Source organism: Flavobacterium sp. LHD-85, assembly GCF_030929595.1.
In the GTDB taxonomy this organism is placed as follows: domain Bacteria; phylum Bacteroidota; class Bacteroidia; order Flavobacteriales; family Flavobacteriaceae; genus Flavobacterium.
On the sequence record NZ_JAVFVR010000004.1, the window covers coordinates 136,063 to 156,114 of the forward strand.

Genomic DNA, 20,052 nt, shown 5'->3' on the forward strand with positions numbered 1-20,052 from the left:
TCAGAACTTTTTATTCTATATTTTTAATATCACAAATTCACATTGAAATAAAGGTGTTTTTTTAAGGCAAAGCATAATTCATAATTTGCCATTAACAATTCACAATTATTTACATTCCTTGTGCTTGAATGGCTGTAATTACTACTGTATTGATAATATCATCAACAGTACAGCCACGGCTTAAGTCGTTTACAGGTTTGTTTAAACCTTGCAACATTGGACCAATAGCCAAAGCTCCAGTTTCTCTCTGAACGGCTTTATACGTGTTATTTCCTGTATTTAAATCAGGGAAAATCAATACGCTCGCTTGTCCTGCTACTTCAGAATCTGGCATTTTGCTTTTTCCAACGCTTAAATCAACCGCAGCATCGTATTGGATTGGTCCTTCGATTTTTAAATCTGGTCTTTTTTCTTTTACAATTGCTGTTGCAGTTCTTACTTTATCAACCTCATCTCCTTTTCCTGATGAACCAGAAGAATAAGAAAGCATGGCAATTTTTGGTTCAATACCGAATGCCAAACTTGATTCTGCCGAAGAAATTGCGATTTCTGCCAATTGTTCCGCTGTTGGGTTTGGATTAATCGCACAATCACCAAAAACAGAAACTCGATCTTCTAAACACATAAAGAATACAGATGAAACAACAGATGAATTGGGTTTGGTTTTAATGAATTGCAGTGCTGGCAAAATAGTATGCTGCGTTGTGTGAGCTGCTCCAGAAACCATTCCGTCTGCATGACCTTTGTAGACCATCATGGTTCCAAAATACGAAACATCTTCCATTAAATCTCTCGCCATTGTAATACTTACGTTTTTGGCTTTTCTAAGCTCGTAATATGTATTGGCATAATCCTCATACATTTCAGATTCTATTGGATTGATTATGCTTACTTTAGAAAAATCAAATGTAAGTCCAAGTTCTGCAACTTTACTTTCTATTTGTTTTTTGTCTCCAATGATTGAAATATCTACTACATCCATATCCAGCAATCTTGATGCTGCTGTAATAATTCGGTCATCATTTCCTTCTGGCAGTACAATATGTTTACGGTGCTGTTTGGCTCTTTTAACCATATTGTATTGAAACATTTTTGGCGTCATACCTTCGGGTTGGAAAGTAATAACTCTTTGCGATAAAGCTTCGATTTCTACGTACTTTTCAAAAGTATTAATCGAAGTTTCTATTTTATGCGTGTTGTTGGCGTAAATTTCCGACTTTATAGAACCTATTTTATTGGTAATATGATAAGTTCCACCATCAACTGCAATAATCGGAACAATGGCAGAAAGTCCTTCGATAAGTTTTAAAATACTTTCTTCTGGAACAATATTTCCTGTCAAGATAATTCCTGAAATGGTTGGATAATTGGCTGATTCATTTGCTTGCAATGCTCCCAAAATAATATCCGAACGATCTCCAGGAGTAATTACCAAAGCATTGTTATGCAGATGTACCAAATAATTATGAAGTTGCATGGCTCCCACACTATAATGTCCGATTTCGTTGTTCAGATAATTTTCTCCAAACAAGACTTTAGCATTCAATTCATTTACAATTTCCTGCATGGTCGGATTATTCAAACTCGAAATAAGCGGAATCGTATTTATCAAAACATTTGAAGGCAACGTTTTTTGCAAACTATTAGTAACCAGCTCAATATTTTCTGGTTGTACTTTATTGGCAAAAACAGATAAAACCTCCACTTCTTTTAGTTTGAAAGAATCGTAAACCAGATATAAACTATCTAAAAGTTCTTCTAAAGTTTTGCCGACTCCCGAACCTACAATTATGGTTGGAATTCCTAGGTTTTTGGCAATTAAAACATTCAAATCTAATTCGATCGAAGTTCCTTCGCCAGTAAAGCTGGTTCCTTCAACCAAAACGAAATCAAAGCGTTCTTCAAGCTTTTTATATTTTTCAATAATTAAATCTAGAACCTCTCCTATTTTTCCTTTGTTCTTTTTCTTAATCAATCTGCTTTTAGTAATGGCATAAGCATCTTCAAACGCAATATCGAGGTTGAAATACGACAAAACAGTCTCTATATGATTATCTACCTCTCCATCGACAAAATCTTCGATTATAGGTCTAAAATACCCTACTTTAGCTGTTTTACCAATTAAGATACTCATTAACCCAAGTGTGATAATTGATTTACCGCTATTATGGTCGCTAGTGGCTATATATATTGCTTTACTCATAATTATTTATTTTTATTCTAAATACCAAATTTATAAAAATCAAGTTTTTCAAGTGCTAAACAGGGCTAAAACCAGCGTCGTTTTTTGAAATAAATGATTAGGGCTATTACCAGCAAAAACATTAACCCCATGACTACAAAATAACCATTTTGCATTTTGAGTTCTGGCATGTTTTCAAAGTTCATTCCGTATACTCCAACTATAAAAGTAAGCGGAATGAAGATTGCTGATATGATGGTCAGCGTTTTCATGATTTCGTTCATTTTTCGGCTTTGTTCAGAAAAATAAAAGTTGGAAGCGCTTTCCAAAGCACTCATATCTGATTCTATCTGATCTAAAAGTTCTAAACTTTTCTGATGCAATCTGATAAAGAAATTGAACGTTTCTTTTTGGATTAAGCCATTATCATCATCGTCATCTTTTTTCGTTTTTAAATAATAAAGTGAATCTCGAAGGGGAACGATAGAACGTTTTAGAAAATTTAAATTATCGCGATGATTTTCAATTTTCTCTAAAATAATTGGCTTAGCATCTTTTTTAGTCAGATTGATTAAGTCTTCGATTTTATCTTCTTCATCTTCCAGTGTAATGTAGAAATTTTCCATTACAGCATCTAAAAGCAAATACAAGAGATAATCTACCTTTTTGGTTCTAACAATTCCTGCATGCGTACGTAAACGCTCTCGAATGTGGGTAAAAAAGTCGCTACGCTTTTCCTGAAAAGAAATTAAAACCCCGTCCTTGAGAATAAAGCTTAATTGTTCAACACTAATATTATCAGAATATTCAGAAGGAAGAAGCGATTTTATATTGAAGAACAGACTCTCTTGCTGATCTTCTAATTTGGTTCTTTTGGTAGTGTTTAAAATATCGGCAAGAAGAAAATCATCTAATTTGAAATGAGCCCCAATCGTTTTTATAAGATTAATATCATGAAGTCCATGAATATTGAGCCAATTGTTTTTTGTGTAATCAAAACAAGAATTTAAGGCCAAGACAGTAAACTTATCGTATTCGACAATATCTGCGTCATTATATACAAAAAGCTGCATTTCTGTTTCGTGCTCTTTATGTGTGCCAGTGTACTCTAAAGTAATGTGTTGCAGCTTGCGCCCTTTCTTGTATTTAATCTTTCTCATTCATGAAAATTTACAATAGTAATATTACGAAAAAGAATCTGAATGAGAAATGACAATTATCAGTTTGATAAGAAACATTTAACAAAGTAAGAAATTTTAAAAAAGTAATCTTTTTACCACTTTTACTTAAATCAAACCCGACAGGTTTTAAAAACCTGTCGGGTCTCTTGTTGACAATAAACATGCAAAAAACTGAAAATCTAGAATCTGGAAAATATTATCACATTTATAATCGTGGAATTAATGGTGAAAACTTATTTAAAGAAAATAGAAATCATGAATACTTTCTAATGCTTTATACTAAACATATTGATCCAATTGCAGAAACACTAGCTTGGTGTCTCTTAAAAAATCATTTTCATCTATTAGTAAGAATTAAAACTTTCGAAGAAATTCTCGAAAGTCATAAAGAATATGAAAACAAAAAAATAATACCTATTCATCAATCTTTTGGGAATTTATTTAATGCTTACACAAAAGCAATTAATAAAGGTTACAATAGACATGGAGCTTTATTCGAAAGACCATTTAAAAGAAAATTAATCAATAATCAATCCTATTTGTGTTCTGTTATAAAATACATTCATTACAATCACGTAAATCATGGTTTTTGCGAACATCCAATAGAATACCCATGGAGTTCTTATTTAACTTGTGTTTCTGAAAAACAAACTAAACTAAAACGTGAAAAAGTGATTTCACTATTTGAAAACCTTGACAATTTAAAATCTGTTCACAATAAAAGAGAAAATTTTACTTTGCTGGAAGAGTTTCTTAATTTATAATGCATGGCAAACCCGACAGGTTTTTAAAACCTGTCGGGTTTAACTCTAAACGCAAAACAAAAAAACCGAGTCATTTCTGACTCGGTTTTCTATCTTAATACTTTGCACTAATTACTTAGTACTGAAGAATTATTTGACTTCTTCGAATTCAACGTCTTCAACGTTATCTCCAGAAGACTGCTCTTGTTGTGGAGCAGCTTGTTGTCCTTCACCTCCTTGAGCGTACATTGCCTCTGTAGCTGTTTTCCAAGCTGCATTAACATTGTCTAATCCTTTTTGGATTGCGTCAAGATCTTGAGATTGGTGAGCCATTCTCAATTCAGTTAAAGCATATTCGATAGCTGTTTTTTGCTCATCTGTTAATTTATCTCCTAACTCTTTCAATTGAGATTCAGTTTGGAAAATAGTACTATCAGCTTCGTTCAATTTCTCAGCTCTTTCTTTTGCAATTCTGTCAGCATCAGCGTTAGCTTCAGCATCTTTTTTCATTTTTTCGATTTCTTCAGCAGTTAATCCAGAAGAAGCTTCGATACGGATATCGTGAGATTTTCCTGTTCCTTTATCAGTTGCAGAAACTTTGATGATACCATTAGCATCGATATCGAAAGTTACTTCGATTTGAGGAACTCCTCTTGGTGCTGGTGGAATACCATCTAAGTGGAAACGACCGATAGTTTTGTTATCAGCAGCCATAGCTCTTTCTCCTTGTAATACGTGGATTTCAACAGATGGTTGAGAATCAGCAGCAGTAGAGAATACTTGAGATTTTTTAGTTGGGATAGTTGTGTTAGACTCGATTAATTTAGTCAATACACCACCCATAGTTTCGATACCTAAAGAAAGAGGAGTTACGTCAAGTAACAATACATCTTTTACATCTCCAGATAAAACTCCACCTTGAATAGCAGCTCCAATAGCAACAACCTCATCAGGGTTAACACCTTTAGAAGCTTTTTTACCAAAGAATTTCTCCACTTCGTCAGCGATTCTTGGCATACGAGTAGAACCTCCTACAAGGATTACTTCGTCGATATCAGATGTAGATAAACCTGCATCTTTTAATGCTTTAGCAACTGGTTCCATAGAACGTTTTACTAAAGTATCAGATAATTGCTCAAATTTAGCTCTAGTTAATTTTTTAACTAAGTGTTTTGGTCCAGAAGCAGTAGCAGTTACGTATGGTAAGTTGATTTCTGTTTCAGCAGAAGATGATAATTCAATCTTAGCTTTCTCAGCAGCTTCTTTCAAACGCTGTAATGACATTGGATCTAAACGTAAATCAATACCTTCTTCAGTTTTGAATTCGTCAGCTAACCAGTCAATAATAACTTGGTCAAAATCATCACCACCTAAGTGAGTATCACCATTTGTAGATAATACTTCAAATACACCGTCTCCTAATTCAAGAACAGAGATATCAAAAGTACCTCCACCTAAATCGTAAACAGCAATTTTTTGATCAGTTCCTTTTTTATCCAATCCGTAAGCAAGTGCAGCTGCAGTTGGCTCGTTGATGATACGCATAACTTTAAGACCAGCGATTTCACCAGCTTCTTTTGTAGCTTGACGCTGAGCATCGTTAAAGTAAGCAGGAACAGTAATAACTGCTTCAGTTACTGTTTGACCTAAATAGTCTTCAGCAGTTTTTTTCATTTTTTGAAGTGTCATAGCAGACAATTCTTGAGCAGTGTATAAACGACCGTCAATATCCACACGTGGAGTATTGTTGTCACCTTTTACAACACTGTAAGGAACTCTTTTTGCCTCATCTTGAGTTTCAGCAAAAGTGTGTCCCATAAAACGTTTAATAGAAGCAATCGTTTTTGTAGGGTTAGTTACTGCTTGTCTTTTTGCAGGATCACCTACTTTAATTTCTCCACCTTCAACAAAAGCGATGATAGATGGTGTAGTTCTTTTTCCTTCTGCGTTAGGGATAACAACTGCTTCGTTACCTTCCATTACAGAAACACAAGAGTTCGTCGTACCTAAGTCAATTCCGATTATTTTACCCATTTTTTATATATTTAATTTTTGATTTAATTTTATAACTCAGGTGGCATAAGTCAATCTTTGTGCCAAGATAAAAAACCAAATAAAATTGTCAGTTTTGGCGTCAGTGCCCTAAAAACAATCTGACAACATGACATTTTTAAGACCTGACAATCGTGGCACGACATATTTTTTCATGTCATTATGAAGGCTTTAAGAAGCTTATTCCCGCTATCCGCTATATCTTTTATGGTGAACCCCACCATAAAAGGATACCGCTCCTATCGGGGCTAGGGCATCTGTTTTCATAAGATGTTATTTTTATAAAATCAGAATACTTTCATTAAATTGAAATTAATTACATTAGCATTTCCTCAAAATTAGAAGAATGGAAAACTACAGCATCATCATCTTTATTCTTGCTACCGTAATAGGACTATCAGCGTTTGCAGACAAAGCCAAACTTCCCTACCCTATTCTGCTAGTTATTGTTGGAGTTGCCATCGGATTTATTCCAACTATTCAAGAAATTGAAATCAATCCCGAAATCATTTTTCTGATTTTTCTTCCCCCGCTCTTATATGATGCCTCTTTTAATATTTCGCCAAAACATTTCAAAACCAATATAAGCACAATTAGTTCTCTAGCAATACCACTAGTTTTTTTCACTACTTTTTGGATCGCAGTAGTTTCCCATTATATGATTCCTGGCATGACATGGCCTTTATCGTTTGTACTAGGCGCTGTACTTTCTGCTACTGATGCTGTAGCTGCCATAAACATCACAAAAGGACTCGGAATACCCCAAAAAACCTTAACTATACTTGAAGGCGAAAGCTTAATAAACGACGCCTCTGCATTGGTTGCCTATCATTTTGCAGTTGCTGCCGTTATGGGTGCTACTTTTGTAATCTGGAAAGCCGCTTTTCAATTTGTTTTCTTATTAGGAGGAGGTTTTTTGGTAGGTGCGGTAATGGGGAAAATATTAGGGATCATACTAAGAACGGTTAGAAACAACATTAATGTCGTTGTGAGTTTTATGCTTTTAATGCCTTTTGTCACCTATCTTGTTGCAGAGCATTTACACGTTTCTGGAGTTATAGCAGTGGTTTTCTTAGGTTTGGCAATGGCGCGTTTAAGCAGTAAAGTTTTTCCTGAGCACTTAAAAAACAGTTCTAAAAGTCTTTGGGACGTTATTATCTTTTTACTCAACGGATTAATTTTTATCTTAATTGGACTCAATTTCAGATATGTTTTGGAAGATATAGAGAGCAACATGATTTTGCCTTATATTGGTTATGCGATAGTAATAACAATTGTAGCATTGCTTACGAGAATGGTCCGAATATTTCTTCAAAAAATAAACCTTCAGAAAGCTTTTAAAAATAACAACAAGAAAAAGCGAAAAGTAAGCGAAAATGCTCTTCTCGACTTCGGAAACAGTTTAATTATAAGCTGGTCGGGAATGCGAGGCATTGTTTCGCTGGCAATTGCAATTGGATTGCCAAAATTCTTAGAAGACGGAACTCCTTTTCCGCATAGAAATTCTATTATTTTTATTTCTGTCGCAGTTGTATTATTGACATTAATCGGGCAAGGATTAACACTGCCATGGATCGTTAAAAAAGTAAACGAAAAAGCAGCGCAAAACAAAATTGATTCTAATATATAAAGTATAAAAAATCAAATTTAACTTTATCCTTTCCTTATTTTCATTAAATTCATAGCTTTTTAAACCGCTATAAACAAACACTTTAGAGAACTATCTCAAAAAAACTAAAAAGACAACATGAAAGAAAATATTGCAATTTATGGCGCGTATGGCCATACAGGGAAATTTATCGTTTCTGAACTTTACAGGCAAGGTTATAAAAATATAATACTTTCAGGAAGAGATGAAGAAAAACTAAAAACACTGCAAAAACAATATCCAGATGCGGCAATAAAAGCAGCTGATATACATGATGCTGCTTCACTTGACAATGCCTTTTCTGATGCAATAATTATTGTAAACTGCGCTGGACCTTATCTCGACACAGCCGAACCTATTATAAAATCGGCTTTGCGCTTAGGAAGTCATTATATTGATTTAACTGCTGAACAAAAACCGGTACTAGACATATTTGAACAATTTTCTGAACAGGCAAGAAAAGATCAAATTCTTATTATTCCTGCTGCCGCCTTTTACGGCGGACTTGGCGATTTGCTAAGCACAGCCATAACCAATGACTGGAACGAAACAGAAGAAATAAACATCTATATTGGACTTGATTCTTGGCATCCTACAAAAGGAACCCGATTAACAGGCGAACGAAACCACTACAAAAGGCTCATTTTTAAAGATAAACTTTTACAGGAATTTGAAGCAAAACCAGTCACAAAGTGGGATTTCAAAAATCCTATAGGAGTTAAGGAAATTATAGCCCTGCCCCTTTCAGAAATCATTACTATTTCTCGTCATTTGAATGTAAAAAATATTACCACTTATCTTAGTCAAAATTCTCTCGAAGAGCTAAGAAATGAAAACACACCCGAACCAAAACCTGTCGATGATAAAAACAGATCGTCTCAGCAATTTGCTATAGAAGTAACTGCTTCCAATCAAAATACGACAAGAAGCATTACTGCTAAAGGTCAGGATATTTATGCTGTTACAGCCCCACTGGTTGTCGAAGCAATCAACAGAATACTATCAGGGCGAATAAATAAAACGGGTGTGACCACAATGGGCGAAGTATTTGAAGCTTCGGATTTTTTAGAATCTTTGAATGTCGATGACATTACAATTTCATCAGTTACAGAATCCGTAAGCATTTAAATTGTATCTAAGTATACCCCATTGAGTATAATTAAAAAATAAAAGCATTTTAACACATAGAGACATAGTTTTTTGTGTCGAAAAAAGAAAATGGAAGAAACAAGTTTCCACACATAGCTAAACTATGTGCATTTAAACTAGTGAAAGCCTTTTTTAAGTTTAGTTAAACTATGTTTCTATATGTTCAAAATAATTTCACCCAACGAGTTAAGCATATTAACACGTTACAAATAATAAAATCGTACAAAATGACTTCAGAAATTCTTTCCACAACACCAGATTCAGAAATTGTTACTACAAGAATTCTGAATTTCCCTCAAGAACTTGTTTTTAAAGCATGGAGCGATCCTGAACATTTAAAAAATTGGTGGGGACCAAAAGGTTTTACCAATACGTTTTATGAATTTGATTTTCGCGAAGGCGGAAGATGGAAATTTACAATGCATGGCCCAGAAAGAGGAAATTTTGAAAACGAATGCGAATTCATAAAAATTGACAAACCTAATCTTATTGCATGGAAACGTCATTCTAAACCACTTTTTCAGATTCTGACAACATTTGAAGTCATTTCTGAAAATAACACAAAAGTAGTTTTTAAAATGCTTTTTGAAACTGTTGAAGAATGCCAGAAATTAAAGCCTTATGTTATCGATAAAAACGAAGAAAACTTTGACAAGCTTGAAGTTGAGCTAACGAAAATGACATCATAAATATGTTGACCAAAGAAATAGAGCAAGATTTGGATTTTTTTACTTCCTAACAAATATGATTTTTGCTTAAAAAAAATTATGGAAGCAAATTTTACAATCAAGTCTTTAAATCATACAGAATTTTCAGGCTACTTCGAATTAACAGATTTAGAACTAGAAAAAATCGGCGCAGTTAAGATGACAGTCGACAAATTTCCCGGTTTTCCTTGCAGAGTAAGCCTCGAAGATGCGCAAATTGGTGAAGAAGTTATTCTTTTACCGTACAACCACCATCAGACAACCTCACCTTACCAAGCAAGCGGACCAATTTTTGTACGAAAAAAAGCCACCACACCCGCATTCGAAATCAATCAAATTCCACTCATGTTTAATCATAGATTGCTTTCGTTACGCGGTTATGACAAAAATGGCATGATGAAAGAAGCATCTGTAGTAGAAGGAAACACTCTCAAAGAAAGTATTATCAAAACTTTTGAAAATGAAAAAATAGATTACATACACATTCACAATGCAAGACCTGGCTGTTATAATTGTTTAGTCGAAAGAGCATAATAGATATTTTTCTTTTTCATTCAATGAAATGAAAAAATTATGCATGCATAGTAATTTTATGCTGTTCGTTTGTTTTTTATTCGTAATTTCGATTTTTCAATAAAATACAATATTAAAAATGGCTTCATTTGTAAAAGAAATATCTTTCCGCTGGTCAGATCTTGACCCAAATTTTCACGTTCGTCACAGCGCTTATTACGATTTTGGTGCGCAGCATCGTATCGAAATCCTAGAAGAACTAGGTTTGACATTAAAAGTAATGCAGACACAAGGCTTTGGTCCTGTTTTATTTAGAGAAGAATGTGTTTTTAGAAAAGAATTAAAACTTTCAGACAAAATATTCATTCATACTAAAACCTCAAAAATGAAAGCCGATGCTTCACGCTGGTCGATCATTCACGAATTTAGAAGAGAAGATGATACACTTTGCGCTACCATTACAGTAGACGGAGCTTGGATGGACACCAAACTTAGAAAATTGGCTTCTCCTACTCCAGAAATTGCAATTCAGGCTTTGAGTATTTTCCCAAAAAGCGATGATTTTGTTGGGCTATAAACTAGCGATGTCATAACCTTATAAAAAATCCCAAAAACAATTGCTGACATTGTCTTTGGGATTTTTCTCTTAACCAAACTGTATTTTTAATTTCGTTATTCAAACTTCAATCCAAAGTTTACTCTTTCAAAAGTGGTACTGCAGGAAAAGGCAAATCTTCCGACATTGACAGTTCCAAAAATTCCGCCGACTGAATGTCCAGAATAAAATCCTCCCGCAGAAAATCGGCGAACCTGATATTTTAAAGCAATATCATTTACTCTTGAACTCAACTGCCCAAAAGCAATCACTTTTGGGATAATTTCATAACTTCCAAAAACTTTGGGAACCAGTTTTTTATAATAATCAAAGCTTTCGTCTGTATCATAATCAATTATGGACGAATGCAAATTTTCTAAATTTCCGCCGATATAGGTATTTTCAGAAAAATGCCATGAGATGCTAAAACCTGTAAAAGTTCCTTCATAGCCACTTCTAGAATCGACATATCCTATGCCAATTGTAGCTCTAAATTTTTCACAAATTTTTCCGATGTAACCTATATAGGTACGATCGATTTCTGACTTGTCAATTCCAGCACCAAAAATAATGTCGTCTTCACACATCGTAAGAGCGTATTGAAAATAGGCCGAATATTGATCTTGATTTGCCGCAACAACGCTCCGACCTTTATCGAGGTCAATATTCGCAGAAATTAAGGTCGAGTTTATAACTGCGAAATCAAACGTATTGAGTTCTTGGGCAAATGTGGGGACTGTGAGCAGGAGCAAAAGTATTGTCTTTTTCATAATACTATCATTTAAGGCTTACAACATTCTGATACTAAATTACATACAATTTTCCTATTAATAAAAGAAGTCGTTTGAAGTGCCACATTACTCGTCAAAATGCATTATTTTCACAATCAGCTTCATTTAATCGATAAAAACTCAATAAATCATCGATTATTAACACTAAAAACAATGAAACCTTTTCTAAAGCTTTTTTTCTGATAACTTTAAGATTTTAAGCTTTGTTTTAAAAATGGTTCGGTTTAATTTTATAAATCATAAAAACAATTGCTTCTCAAATGAAAATACTGAAATTATTATTTATACTAATTCCCTTCTTAAGTTTTGCCCAGCAAGGAAATATAAAAACGCTGGACATTAATTTAAGCAACTACGAATATCCTTTCCCTGTTCATTTTATCGAATTGAGCAGTCAGCGCCAATACTTGAAAATGAGTTATATGGATATTATTCCAGAAAATTACAATCAGAAAAATATTGTTTTGCTCCACGGAAAAAATTTCAACGGTGCCTATTGGGAAACTACAATTAAAGCACTAACAAAAGAAGGTTATCGAGTAATTGTTCCAGACCAGATTGGTTTCGGAAAATCGACAAAACCAGACCATTTTCAATACACTTTTCAGCAATTGGCAGAAAATACCAAGAAACTCTTAGATCATTTAGGAATTCAAAAAACAACAATTTTAGGCCATTCCATGGGCGGAATGTTGGCAACGCGCTTTGCATTGATCTATCCGGAAATGACAGAAAAACTGGTTTTAGAAAACCCGATTGGTTTAGAAGACTGGAAATTAGTTGTGCCATACAAACCTGTTGACTGGTGGTACGAATCGGAATTAAAACAAAATTATGAAGGCATCAAGCAATATCAAATGGCAAATTATTATGACGGAAAGTGGAATGCAGATTATCAAAAATGGGCCGAACTTGGCGCAGGCTGGACCACTGCAGCAGATTATGATATTGTTGCTTGGAATTCGGCTCTTTTGTACGATATGATTTTTACTCAGCCTGTTTTGTATGAATTTAAAAATATTAAATGCCCAACGTTATTGATTATCGGAACGAGAGATAAAACAGCTTTAGGAAAACCATTGGTTTCTGAAGAAGTGAGAAAAACAATGGGAAATTATGCTGAATTGGGCAAGAAAACACAAAAAGCAATTCCGAATGCAAAATTGGTAGAAATTCCAAATACTGGACATTTGCCACATATCGAATCTTTTGATTCGTTTATAAAATCATTAATCGTATTTTTGAAATAATTTTTTTTTGCCACGAATTTCGCGAATTGACACTAATTAATTTTCCGAAATTTTTAAATAAAAAATTCGTGTAAATTCGTGCAATTCGTGGCAAACCCTAACTTAAAAACCATATAAATATGTTTACAATAGAACAAATAAAAGAAGCTCATTCAAAAGTAAAAACAGGTGCAGATTTTCCAAATTACATTCAGGATTTAATCATTTTAGGAGTAAAAGGATATGACACTTACGTACATGACGGAAGCACTGTTTACTATGGATTAAATAATTATACCGCGGCTGCCGAAGAAAAATATCCGGAGATAAAAGTTGCTGATTTTCCAAACAAAGAACTCTTCATAGAACATTTGGTAAAACACCAACATGGCGAAACCGATTATATGACTTTCTGTAATCACTGTGCACAATGCGGTATTGCAAAATGGCGTGTTGATATCGTGGAAATGACTTGCACTTATTTTGATAAATCAGAACATGAAATTTTAATCGAAAAAATTCCTCTATAATTCATTAGACATAAATGACTATTTTTAACCAAAACCACCAAACCTTTTTCAAAAGAAGCATTCTAGTTTTCCTTTTATCCTTTTCTCTATTTGGCTTTTCGCAAAAGAAAAAAGAAAATCCAAAATTTAAAGTCATTGCTTTTTATACTGCAAAAAACGATCAGGCACATATCAGTTTTGTACATGAAGCCAATAAATATTTTCCGAAACTAGCAGAAGAAAATCATTTTCAGTACGATTCTACCAGCAATTGGGAAAATTTAAATGCTAAGTTTTTGTCTAAATATCAAGTGGTTTTGTTTTTAGACACAAGACCTGAGAAAAAAGAACAGCGTGATGCTTTTCAAAAATATATGGAAAATGGTGGCGGTTTTATTGGGTTTCATTTCTCAGCATTTGCCTTAAACAATTCGAGCTATAATCAAGATTGGAACTGGTATCACAGTACTTTTTTAGGTTCTGGAGAATACGGAAGCAATACGTGGAAACCAACTTCGGCGGTTTTAAGAGTAGAAAATCAGCATCCCGTAACCAAAAATCTGCCTAGAACTTTTACTTCTGCTCCAAATGAATGGTACAGATGGTCTAACGATTTAACCAAAAATGCAGACATTGAGATTTTATTAGCAATAGACGAATCAAGTTTTCCTTTAGGAACTGGCCCAAAAGCACATGAAATCTGGCACAGCGGTTATTATCCTGTTGTTTGGACTAATAAAAAATACAAAATGGCGTATGTAAATATGGGACATAATGACATTGATTATGAAGGAGGAACAAACAAAACCTTATCGTACACTTTTGAAAATAAAACACAAAGCCAATTAATTTTGAATGCTTTGCTTTGGCTTGGCAATTCAAAGAAAAAATAAAAAATGTCTACTACTCTTTCTCCTATAATTACAGCTCAAGAATTAATTGCTAATTCTAATATCATTTTGATTGATGCTCGAGCTGGCGCAAACACTTTTGAATCGTATCAAAAAGAACATTTAAAAGGCGCTCGTTTTATTGATTTAAATCGTGATTTGGCCGCAATTCCAGAAAATCCTGCAAATGGCGGAAGACATCCGCTACCATCTCCAGAAGATTTTTCTAAAGTACTTTCTTCATTAGGAATTTCACCATCAGATCATATTGTGGTTTACGATGATAAAAATGGTTCTAATTTCGCCGCGCGCTTCTGGTGGATGATGCGTGCCATTGGTCATGAAAAGATTCAGGTTCTTAACGGCGGTTATCAAGCTGCAATTCAAGCTGGTTTTACAACAAATTCTGGAATTGAGAATTTTGAAAAAACAGCTTATCAATCGCAAGAATGGAAATTACCTTTAGTAAATATTGAAGAGGTCGAAAAAGCTCGTAAAAATGATCAAAACATTATAATCGATGTTCGTGATAAAAATAGATTTGATGGTTTGGTAGAACCGTTGGATTTAATTGCTGGACATATACCTGGAGCTGTCAATGTTCCACTAACAGAAAATCTGGATGAAAACGGATTGTTTAAATCTGCCAATGAACTGGCTGAAAAATACAAAGCTGTAATTGGAAATAAAACATCAGAAAATACAATCGTTCATTGCGGTTCTGGCGTTACAGCATGCCATACATTACTAGCGATGGATTATGCCGGACTTCCAATTCCAAAATTATATGTCGGCTCTTGGAGCGAATGGTCGAGAAACCATCGCGAAATGGCTTTAAAAGAAAATAAATAATACTTAAAATAAAACAATGCAACACTGGGATATACTTTTGTCTAATCAAGTAAATAAAAAAGCTTTTATAGATGCTTTACTTGCAGGCGAAGCAAAAGGAGATTTAGCCGTTTTTAATAACCAAAAGGGAATTCTTTTTTCTGATATTGCTATCGAGAAATTTATCGAAAAAGAGTTTCAATACGACAGCGTTGAAGCTTCAACAACTTCAAATAGACAATTACGAACATTTTCTTCTGGAGAACGCAAAAAAGAATTTTTACGTTATTGCATTGACCAAAAACCAGACTTTATCATTTTCGATAATCCATTTGATCATTTGGATCAAGCTTCTCGAGTAGTTTTAGCTGAATCTTTACAGAAATTAACCGATTCTATTGCAATTATTCAATTATTGAATCGTACTGTTGATGTATTAGATTTTGTTCCGAATAAAGCTTTGATAAAAGATAATACGTTTGAATTGCATCCATTTGTAAAAACCGAAAATCATTTTAAAACACTAAATACAGCTTCAATTCCGAAAGCGACAGAAACACATTCCTTTCAAGATAATGTATTAATAAAACTGGAAGATATTTCGGTAAGTTACGAAGATAGAAAAATCATAAACAAGATTTCATGGACCGTAAAACAAGGCGAATTCTGGCAGTTAATTGGTCCGAATGGTTCTGGAAAAAGTACTATTTTGTCATTAATTACTGGAGATAATCCAAAAGGTTTTGGTCAGAATTTATTTTTGTTTGGAAGAAAAAAAGGAACTGGAGAAAGTGTTTGGGAAATTAAAAAACAAATTGGAATTTTCGCCACTTCTATGACCGATTTATTTCAAAAAGGACATACGTTGGAACAAATGATTCTCTCAGGTTTTTTTGATCAAATCGGGTTGTACACTGAACCAACAACGCATCAAAAAAATATAGTGACACAATGGCTTGAAGTGATTGAAATGACGCATTTAAGAAAAAAGCGCTTTATAGATCTTTCAATCGGACAGCAGCGTGTAGCACTAATTGTTCGTGCTGTTTTAAAACATCCGCCGTTATTAATTCTAGACGAACCCGTTGAAGGTTTAGACGACGAAAATGTAGATTTAGTTATTCAATTAATTAACACTATTAAACAAGAAACAAATGTGAGTATTATTTATGTTTCGCACCGAATCGAACAAGGCCTTGCTCCTACTTCTGTTTTCGAACTTTTGCCTTCAGAAACAGGATCAATCGGAAAAATAAAATATCACTCAGAATTAAATTAAATGAAAATAAAATTCACAGTATTTCTCGTATTACAATTCATTTTGATTTCGTGCTCTAGCACCATATCAACAGTAAAAAAAGAATATACTTTAAACAATTCAAAAGAACTAAAATCAAATTGGACAATCGATTCTAAAGAATGGATTCTAAAAAATGATACTCTTACCGGAAACGGTTCGCTTTCGCCTTGGGGAGTTTTGGTTTCAAAAAAACAGCTTCCAAAGAATTATGAAATTGATTTGAAAGTCAACATGACAAATGCATCTCTATTCGAAATCATGCTCAATTTGGATAAAGAAAAATACATTAGAACATACTTGTATCAAATCGACCAGAACATTGTAATTGGTGACGGGGTTTATGATAAAAAAGACGATTCGTATGGAAAACGAGGCGGAAAAACGTTGTTTAGAAAACCAATGCAATTAGAAAACAATAAATGGTATGCTGTAAAAATTAAAGTTTTAAACAATCAACTATTCTTTTCCGTAGATGATAAAACAACTTTAGAATGTTCGCTAGAAAAAAGCAATCTAAACCAAAAAGGAAAACTGGGTTTCATAACCAACGGAGAAATCAAAATAACTGGTTTAAGAATTAAATATATGCAGAATTAAATTAGATAATTCGTCAATTAGAAAATTAGACAATTAAAACACAAAGTAGAGGCGCACTGCAGTGCGTCTCTACAGAATATTGAAACGATAATGAAATACGATAAAACAAAAAAGCTCCCAAAAGGAGCTTTTTTTTATTACTATATAAATTATCTAATTTTCTAATTGACAAATTATCTAATTAATTTTCATCCTCAACATTATGCGACTTCACATAATTACGCCATTTCTCGATACAATCCTGAAAATCCTGAGGCAGTTCTGTATCAAAACGCATTAATTCTCCCGTATTTGGGTGAACAAATCCAAGCGTTTTAGCATGCAGTGCCTGACGTGGCAAAGCTTTAAAACAATTCTCGATAAACTGCTTGTATTTGGTAAAAGTCGTTCCTTTCAGAATCAAATGACCGCCATAACGCTCATCATTAAACAACGGATGACCAATATGCTTCATATGTGCGCGAATCTGATGTGTTCTTCCTGTTTCCAATTTACAAGAAATAAAAGTCACATAACCAAAACGCTCCAAAACTTTATAATGCGTAATAGCCGGTTTTCCAATTTCTGGATCATCAAAAACTGCCATTTGCATTCTATCTTTCAAATGCCTTGCTAAATTTCCTTCAATTGTACCGCTGTCAGCCACAACATTTCCCCAAACTAGAGCAATATACTCACGTTCGGTAGTTTTAGCTTCAAACTGCTTTGCTAAGTGCGTCATCGCAGCTTCCGTTTTGGCCACAACCAAAAGACCAGAAGTGTCTTTATCGATTCTATGAACCAAACCTGGGCGCTCGCTGCTGTTCATTGGCAGATTTTCAAAATGAAATGCCAAAGCATTCACCAAAGTTCCAGTGTAATTTCCGTGACCTGGGTGCACGACCAATCCCGGTGGTTTATTGATAAGCAATAAAGCATCATCCTCATAAACAATATCCAACGGAATATCTTCTGGATCTACCCTATTTTCAAACGGCGGATGCGACAACATAACCGTTATCACATCAAAAGGTTTTACTTTGTAATTTGATTTTACAGGAATATCATTTACAAAAATGTTTCCATTAGTTGCCGCGTTCTGAATTTTATTTCTCGTGGCATTTGGAATCAAATACATTAAATATTTGTCAATACGTAAAAACGCTTGACCTTTTGGGACTTCAAATCTGTAGTGTTCAAATAATTCGTCCTCCAGATCTAAATTTTCTTCAATATTATTGTTCATCACTTGGGGTTTCTGCAGGCACCGCAGTACTATCTGTCGCCTGACTTTCATCTACATAACTTGCTTTTCCGTCTCCTAAGACCAAATCGATTTTAGACGCTTTCAAAACGCGGTCTCCCACCTTTAAGTTTCTTCCTTTCAAACGCATTTCCAAAACCATATCTTTTCCAAGGTTCGGAATATACGTAATCGTTCCTGGCTCAAGTCCTAACGCTTTCAACGTTGGCACAGCTTCACGATATGTTTTTTCGATTAAATCAGGAATTTTCACAGAAGAAAAACCAGATGCATTAATCTTAATATAAATTTTCCTACCCACTTTTACCATCGTTCCAGGCAAAGGATCTTGCTCTACAACACTATATTTTGGGTATTCACTTCTGTAATCAACACTATCCAATAGAACGTAATCCAAATCCAATTCGTCCAATTTGTTTTCCACTTGTTCCTCAGTCAGCTTAGACAAATTCGGCACTGCAATTTCGTGTCCGTGATCTGTCGTAAAAGTTAACCAATGCATAAATAAATAACCAATAACAGCTATTATAGCTGCGGCCGCAAGCAATTGCAAGAAAAAAACTCGGCTTGTTAAATACTGACGTAAACTCATAAATTTATTTTTAATAGCGACAAAGATAAAGTATTTCGTTTCAAAAAAAATGATAATTTTGTTTAAAACAAAGAACTTTGGAATTTGGAATTTTTAAAATTCTCGATTTCAAATTTCAGAAGCCATTTCCTGCTATCCGCTGTATCTTTTGCGCCGAACCCCGGCACAAAAGGATGCCGCTTCTATCAGGGCTAGGACACTCGGTTTCATAAGAACGTTATTTATTAAAAAATCATATCAAATAAAGTTTCAAAACAGGTTTAAACGATTTACGGCAAAACCTGAAACTTGAAACAAATTAAAACCTGAAACAAAAACATGAAAAACATTGCCATCATCATGGGCGGCTATTCCAGCGAATACAAAATATCATTAATTAGCGGGAATGTCGTGTATCAATATCTTGACAAAACAAAGTACAACGGATTCCGTATTCACATTTTCAAAGAAAAATGGGTTTATGTTGACCAAAACGATGCCGAATTTCCAATTGATAGAAATGATTTTTCAGTTACAGTAAACGGTGAAAAAATTACGTTTGACTGCGTTTTCAATGCTATTCACGGAACTCCAGGCGAGGACGGATTAATGCAGGCTTATTTCGAATTAATCGGAATGCCACAATCTTCTTGCGATTATTATCAGTCGGCACTTACATTCAATAAGAGAGATTTATTATCTGTTTTAAAACCATACGGAATAAAAACGGCAATTTCTTATTATTTGAACAAAGGAGACGAAATCAACACTGCAGAAATCGTTAAGAAAGTAGGATTGCCATGTTTTGTAAAACCAAACAAAGCAGGTTCAAGTTTCGGAATCTCAAAAGTAAAAACTGAAGCAGAATTGCCAATTGCAATTGAAGTAGCATATAAAGAAGACAACGAAATCATCATTGAAAGTTTCCTTGACGGAACTGAAGTTTCTGTGGGAGTTATCAATTACAAAGGAGAAGTTATCGTTTTACCGATTACAGAAATCGTATCAGACAATGATTTCTTTGATTACGAAGCAAAATACGAAGGAAAATCGCAAGAAATTACGCCCGCAAGAATCTCTGACGAACTGACTAAAAAAGTATCAGAAACCGCAAAACGCGCTTATGAAGTTTTAAAAATGAGAGGTTTTTCAAGAAGCGAATTCATCATTGTAAACGGCGAACCGCACATGCTTGAAATGAACACCATTCCAGGTTTAACAACAGAAAGTTTGATTCCGCAACAAGCAAAAGCAGCTGGAATTTCTCTAGAAGATTTATTCACAAATGCAATTGAGTTAGCTTTAAAATAGATGCTAAGAT

At 34.1% G+C, this 20,052-nt stretch carries 19 protein-coding genes; 13 read left to right on the forward strand and 6 right to left on the reverse strand.

The genetic code is table 11. The annotated features are described in order from the left end of the window. Positions 1-109 precede the first annotated feature (109 nt). On the reverse strand, positions 110-2,203 hold the full coding sequence (gene pta, locus RB618_RS08340) for a phosphate acetyltransferase (RefSeq protein WP_308068333.1): 2,094 nt from the start codon (positions 2,201-2,203) through the stop codon (positions 110-112). 65 nt (positions 2,204-2,268) lie between these two features. Further along, complete coding sequence (gene corA, locus RB618_RS08345; RefSeq protein WP_308068334.1) at positions 2,269-3,342, reverse strand: magnesium/cobalt transporter CorA; 1,074 nt, start codon at positions 3,340-3,342, stop codon at positions 2,269-2,271. Between the two features lie 182 nt (positions 3,343-3,524). On the opposite strand from corA, the gene RB618_RS08350 reads away from it, so the two are divergent. Next, positions 3,525-4,127, forward strand: coding sequence for a hypothetical protein (locus tag RB618_RS08350; protein WP_308068335.1), 603 nt, complete (start codon positions 3,525-3,527; stop codon positions 4,125-4,127). A gap of 129 nt (positions 4,128-4,256) precedes the next feature. On the opposite strand, the gene dnaK is transcribed toward RB618_RS08350, so the two are convergent. Continuing rightward, entirely contained in the window at positions 4,257-6,140 is a 1,884-nt protein-coding gene (gene dnaK / locus RB618_RS08355; protein ID WP_308068336.1) for a molecular chaperone DnaK, read from the reverse strand. A gap of 364 nt (positions 6,141-6,504) precedes the next feature. On the opposite strand from dnaK, the gene RB618_RS08360 reads away from it, so the two are divergent. The 5 genes from RB618_RS08360 (at position 6,505) to RB618_RS08380 (ending at position 10,752) form a co-directional block, all read left to right on the forward strand. Continuing rightward, the gene (locus tag RB618_RS08360; protein ID WP_308068337.1) at positions 6,505-7,788 is read left to right on the forward strand and encodes a Na+/H+ antiporter; all 1,284 of its coding nucleotides are present in this window, start codon (positions 6,505-6,507) and stop codon (positions 7,786-7,788) included. A gap of 117 nt (positions 7,789-7,905) precedes the next feature. After that, complete coding sequence (locus RB618_RS08365; protein ID WP_308068338.1) at positions 7,906-8,934, forward strand: saccharopine dehydrogenase NADP-binding domain-containing protein; 1,029 nt, start codon at positions 7,906-7,908, stop codon at positions 8,932-8,934. A gap of 248 nt (positions 8,935-9,182) precedes the next feature. After that, positions 9,183-9,644 (forward strand): SRPBCC family protein, encoded by a 462-nt coding sequence (locus RB618_RS08370; protein WP_308068339.1) that lies wholly within the window; start codon positions 9,183-9,185, stop codon positions 9,642-9,644. 78 nt (positions 9,645-9,722) lie between these two features. Continuing rightward, positions 9,723-10,196 (forward strand): DUF1203 domain-containing protein, encoded by a 474-nt coding sequence (locus RB618_RS08375; RefSeq protein WP_308068340.1) that lies wholly within the window; start codon positions 9,723-9,725, stop codon positions 10,194-10,196. Between the two features lie 118 nt (positions 10,197-10,314). Then, a complete protein-coding gene (locus RB618_RS08380) occupies positions 10,315-10,752 on the forward strand; it encodes a thioesterase family protein (protein WP_111366488.1) in 438 nt (145 codons plus the stop codon). A gap of 95 nt (positions 10,753-10,847) precedes the next feature. Here RB618_RS08380 and RB618_RS08385 read toward each other — a convergent pair whose 3' ends face one another. After that, on the reverse strand, positions 10,848-11,540 hold the full coding sequence (locus RB618_RS08385) for a hypothetical protein (protein WP_308068341.1): 693 nt from the start codon (positions 11,538-11,540) through the stop codon (positions 10,848-10,850). Positions 11,541-11,821: 281 nt separating this feature from the next. Here RB618_RS08385 and RB618_RS08390 point away from each other — a divergent pair, with 281 nt between their 5' ends. The 6 genes from RB618_RS08390 to RB618_RS08415 all read left to right on the forward strand — a co-directional run bounded on the left by RB618_RS08390 (position 11,822) and on the right by RB618_RS08415 (position 16,917). Next, complete coding sequence (locus RB618_RS08390; protein ID WP_308068342.1) at positions 11,822-12,811, forward strand: alpha/beta hydrolase; 990 nt, start codon at positions 11,822-11,824, stop codon at positions 12,809-12,811. A gap of 119 nt (positions 12,812-12,930) precedes the next feature. Beyond that, entirely contained in the window at positions 12,931-13,320 is a 390-nt protein-coding gene (locus tag RB618_RS08395; RefSeq protein ID WP_308068343.1) for a DUF1398 family protein, read from the forward strand. Between the two features lie 14 nt (positions 13,321-13,334). Continuing rightward, a complete protein-coding gene (locus RB618_RS08400) occupies positions 13,335-14,192 on the forward strand; it encodes a ThuA domain-containing protein (RefSeq protein WP_308068344.1) in 858 nt (285 codons plus the stop codon). A 3-nt stretch (positions 14,193-14,195) separates the two neighbouring features. Further along, positions 14,196-15,041: a sulfurtransferase gene (locus tag RB618_RS08405; protein WP_308068345.1), complete on the forward strand. Its 846-nt coding sequence runs from the start codon at positions 14,196-14,198 to the stop codon at positions 15,039-15,041. Positions 15,042-15,057: 16 nt separating this feature from the next. Next, positions 15,058-16,299: an ATP-binding cassette domain-containing protein gene (locus RB618_RS08410; RefSeq protein ID WP_308068347.1), complete on the forward strand. Its 1,242-nt coding sequence runs from the start codon at positions 15,058-15,060 to the stop codon at positions 16,297-16,299. Further along, positions 16,300-16,917 carry a family 16 glycoside hydrolase gene (locus tag RB618_RS08415; protein WP_308068348.1) on the forward strand — a complete coding sequence of 206 codons (618 nt, stop codon included), beginning with the start codon at positions 16,300-16,302 and terminating at the stop codon, positions 16,915-16,917. 181 nt (positions 16,918-17,098) lie between these two features. On the opposite strand, the gene RB618_RS08420 is transcribed toward RB618_RS08415, so the two are convergent. Beyond that, positions 17,099-18,142 carry an RluA family pseudouridine synthase gene (locus tag RB618_RS08420; protein WP_308068349.1) on the reverse strand — a complete coding sequence of 348 codons (1,044 nt, stop codon included), beginning with the start codon at positions 18,140-18,142 and terminating at the stop codon, positions 17,099-17,101. Then, on the reverse strand, positions 18,132-18,752 hold the full coding sequence (locus RB618_RS08425; protein WP_111377081.1) for a PASTA domain-containing protein: 621 nt from the start codon (positions 18,750-18,752) through the stop codon (positions 18,132-18,134). Before RB618_RS08425 ends, RB618_RS08420 begins: the two co-directional genes overlap by 11 nt. Before the next feature lie 318 nt (positions 18,753-19,070). On the opposite strand from RB618_RS08425, the gene RB618_RS08430 reads away from it, so the two are divergent. After that, positions 19,071-20,042 (forward strand): D-alanine--D-alanine ligase, encoded by a 972-nt coding sequence (locus tag RB618_RS08430; protein WP_308068350.1) that lies wholly within the window; start codon positions 19,071-19,073, stop codon positions 20,040-20,042. The last annotated feature ends 10 nt before the right edge of the window (positions 20,043-20,052 follow it).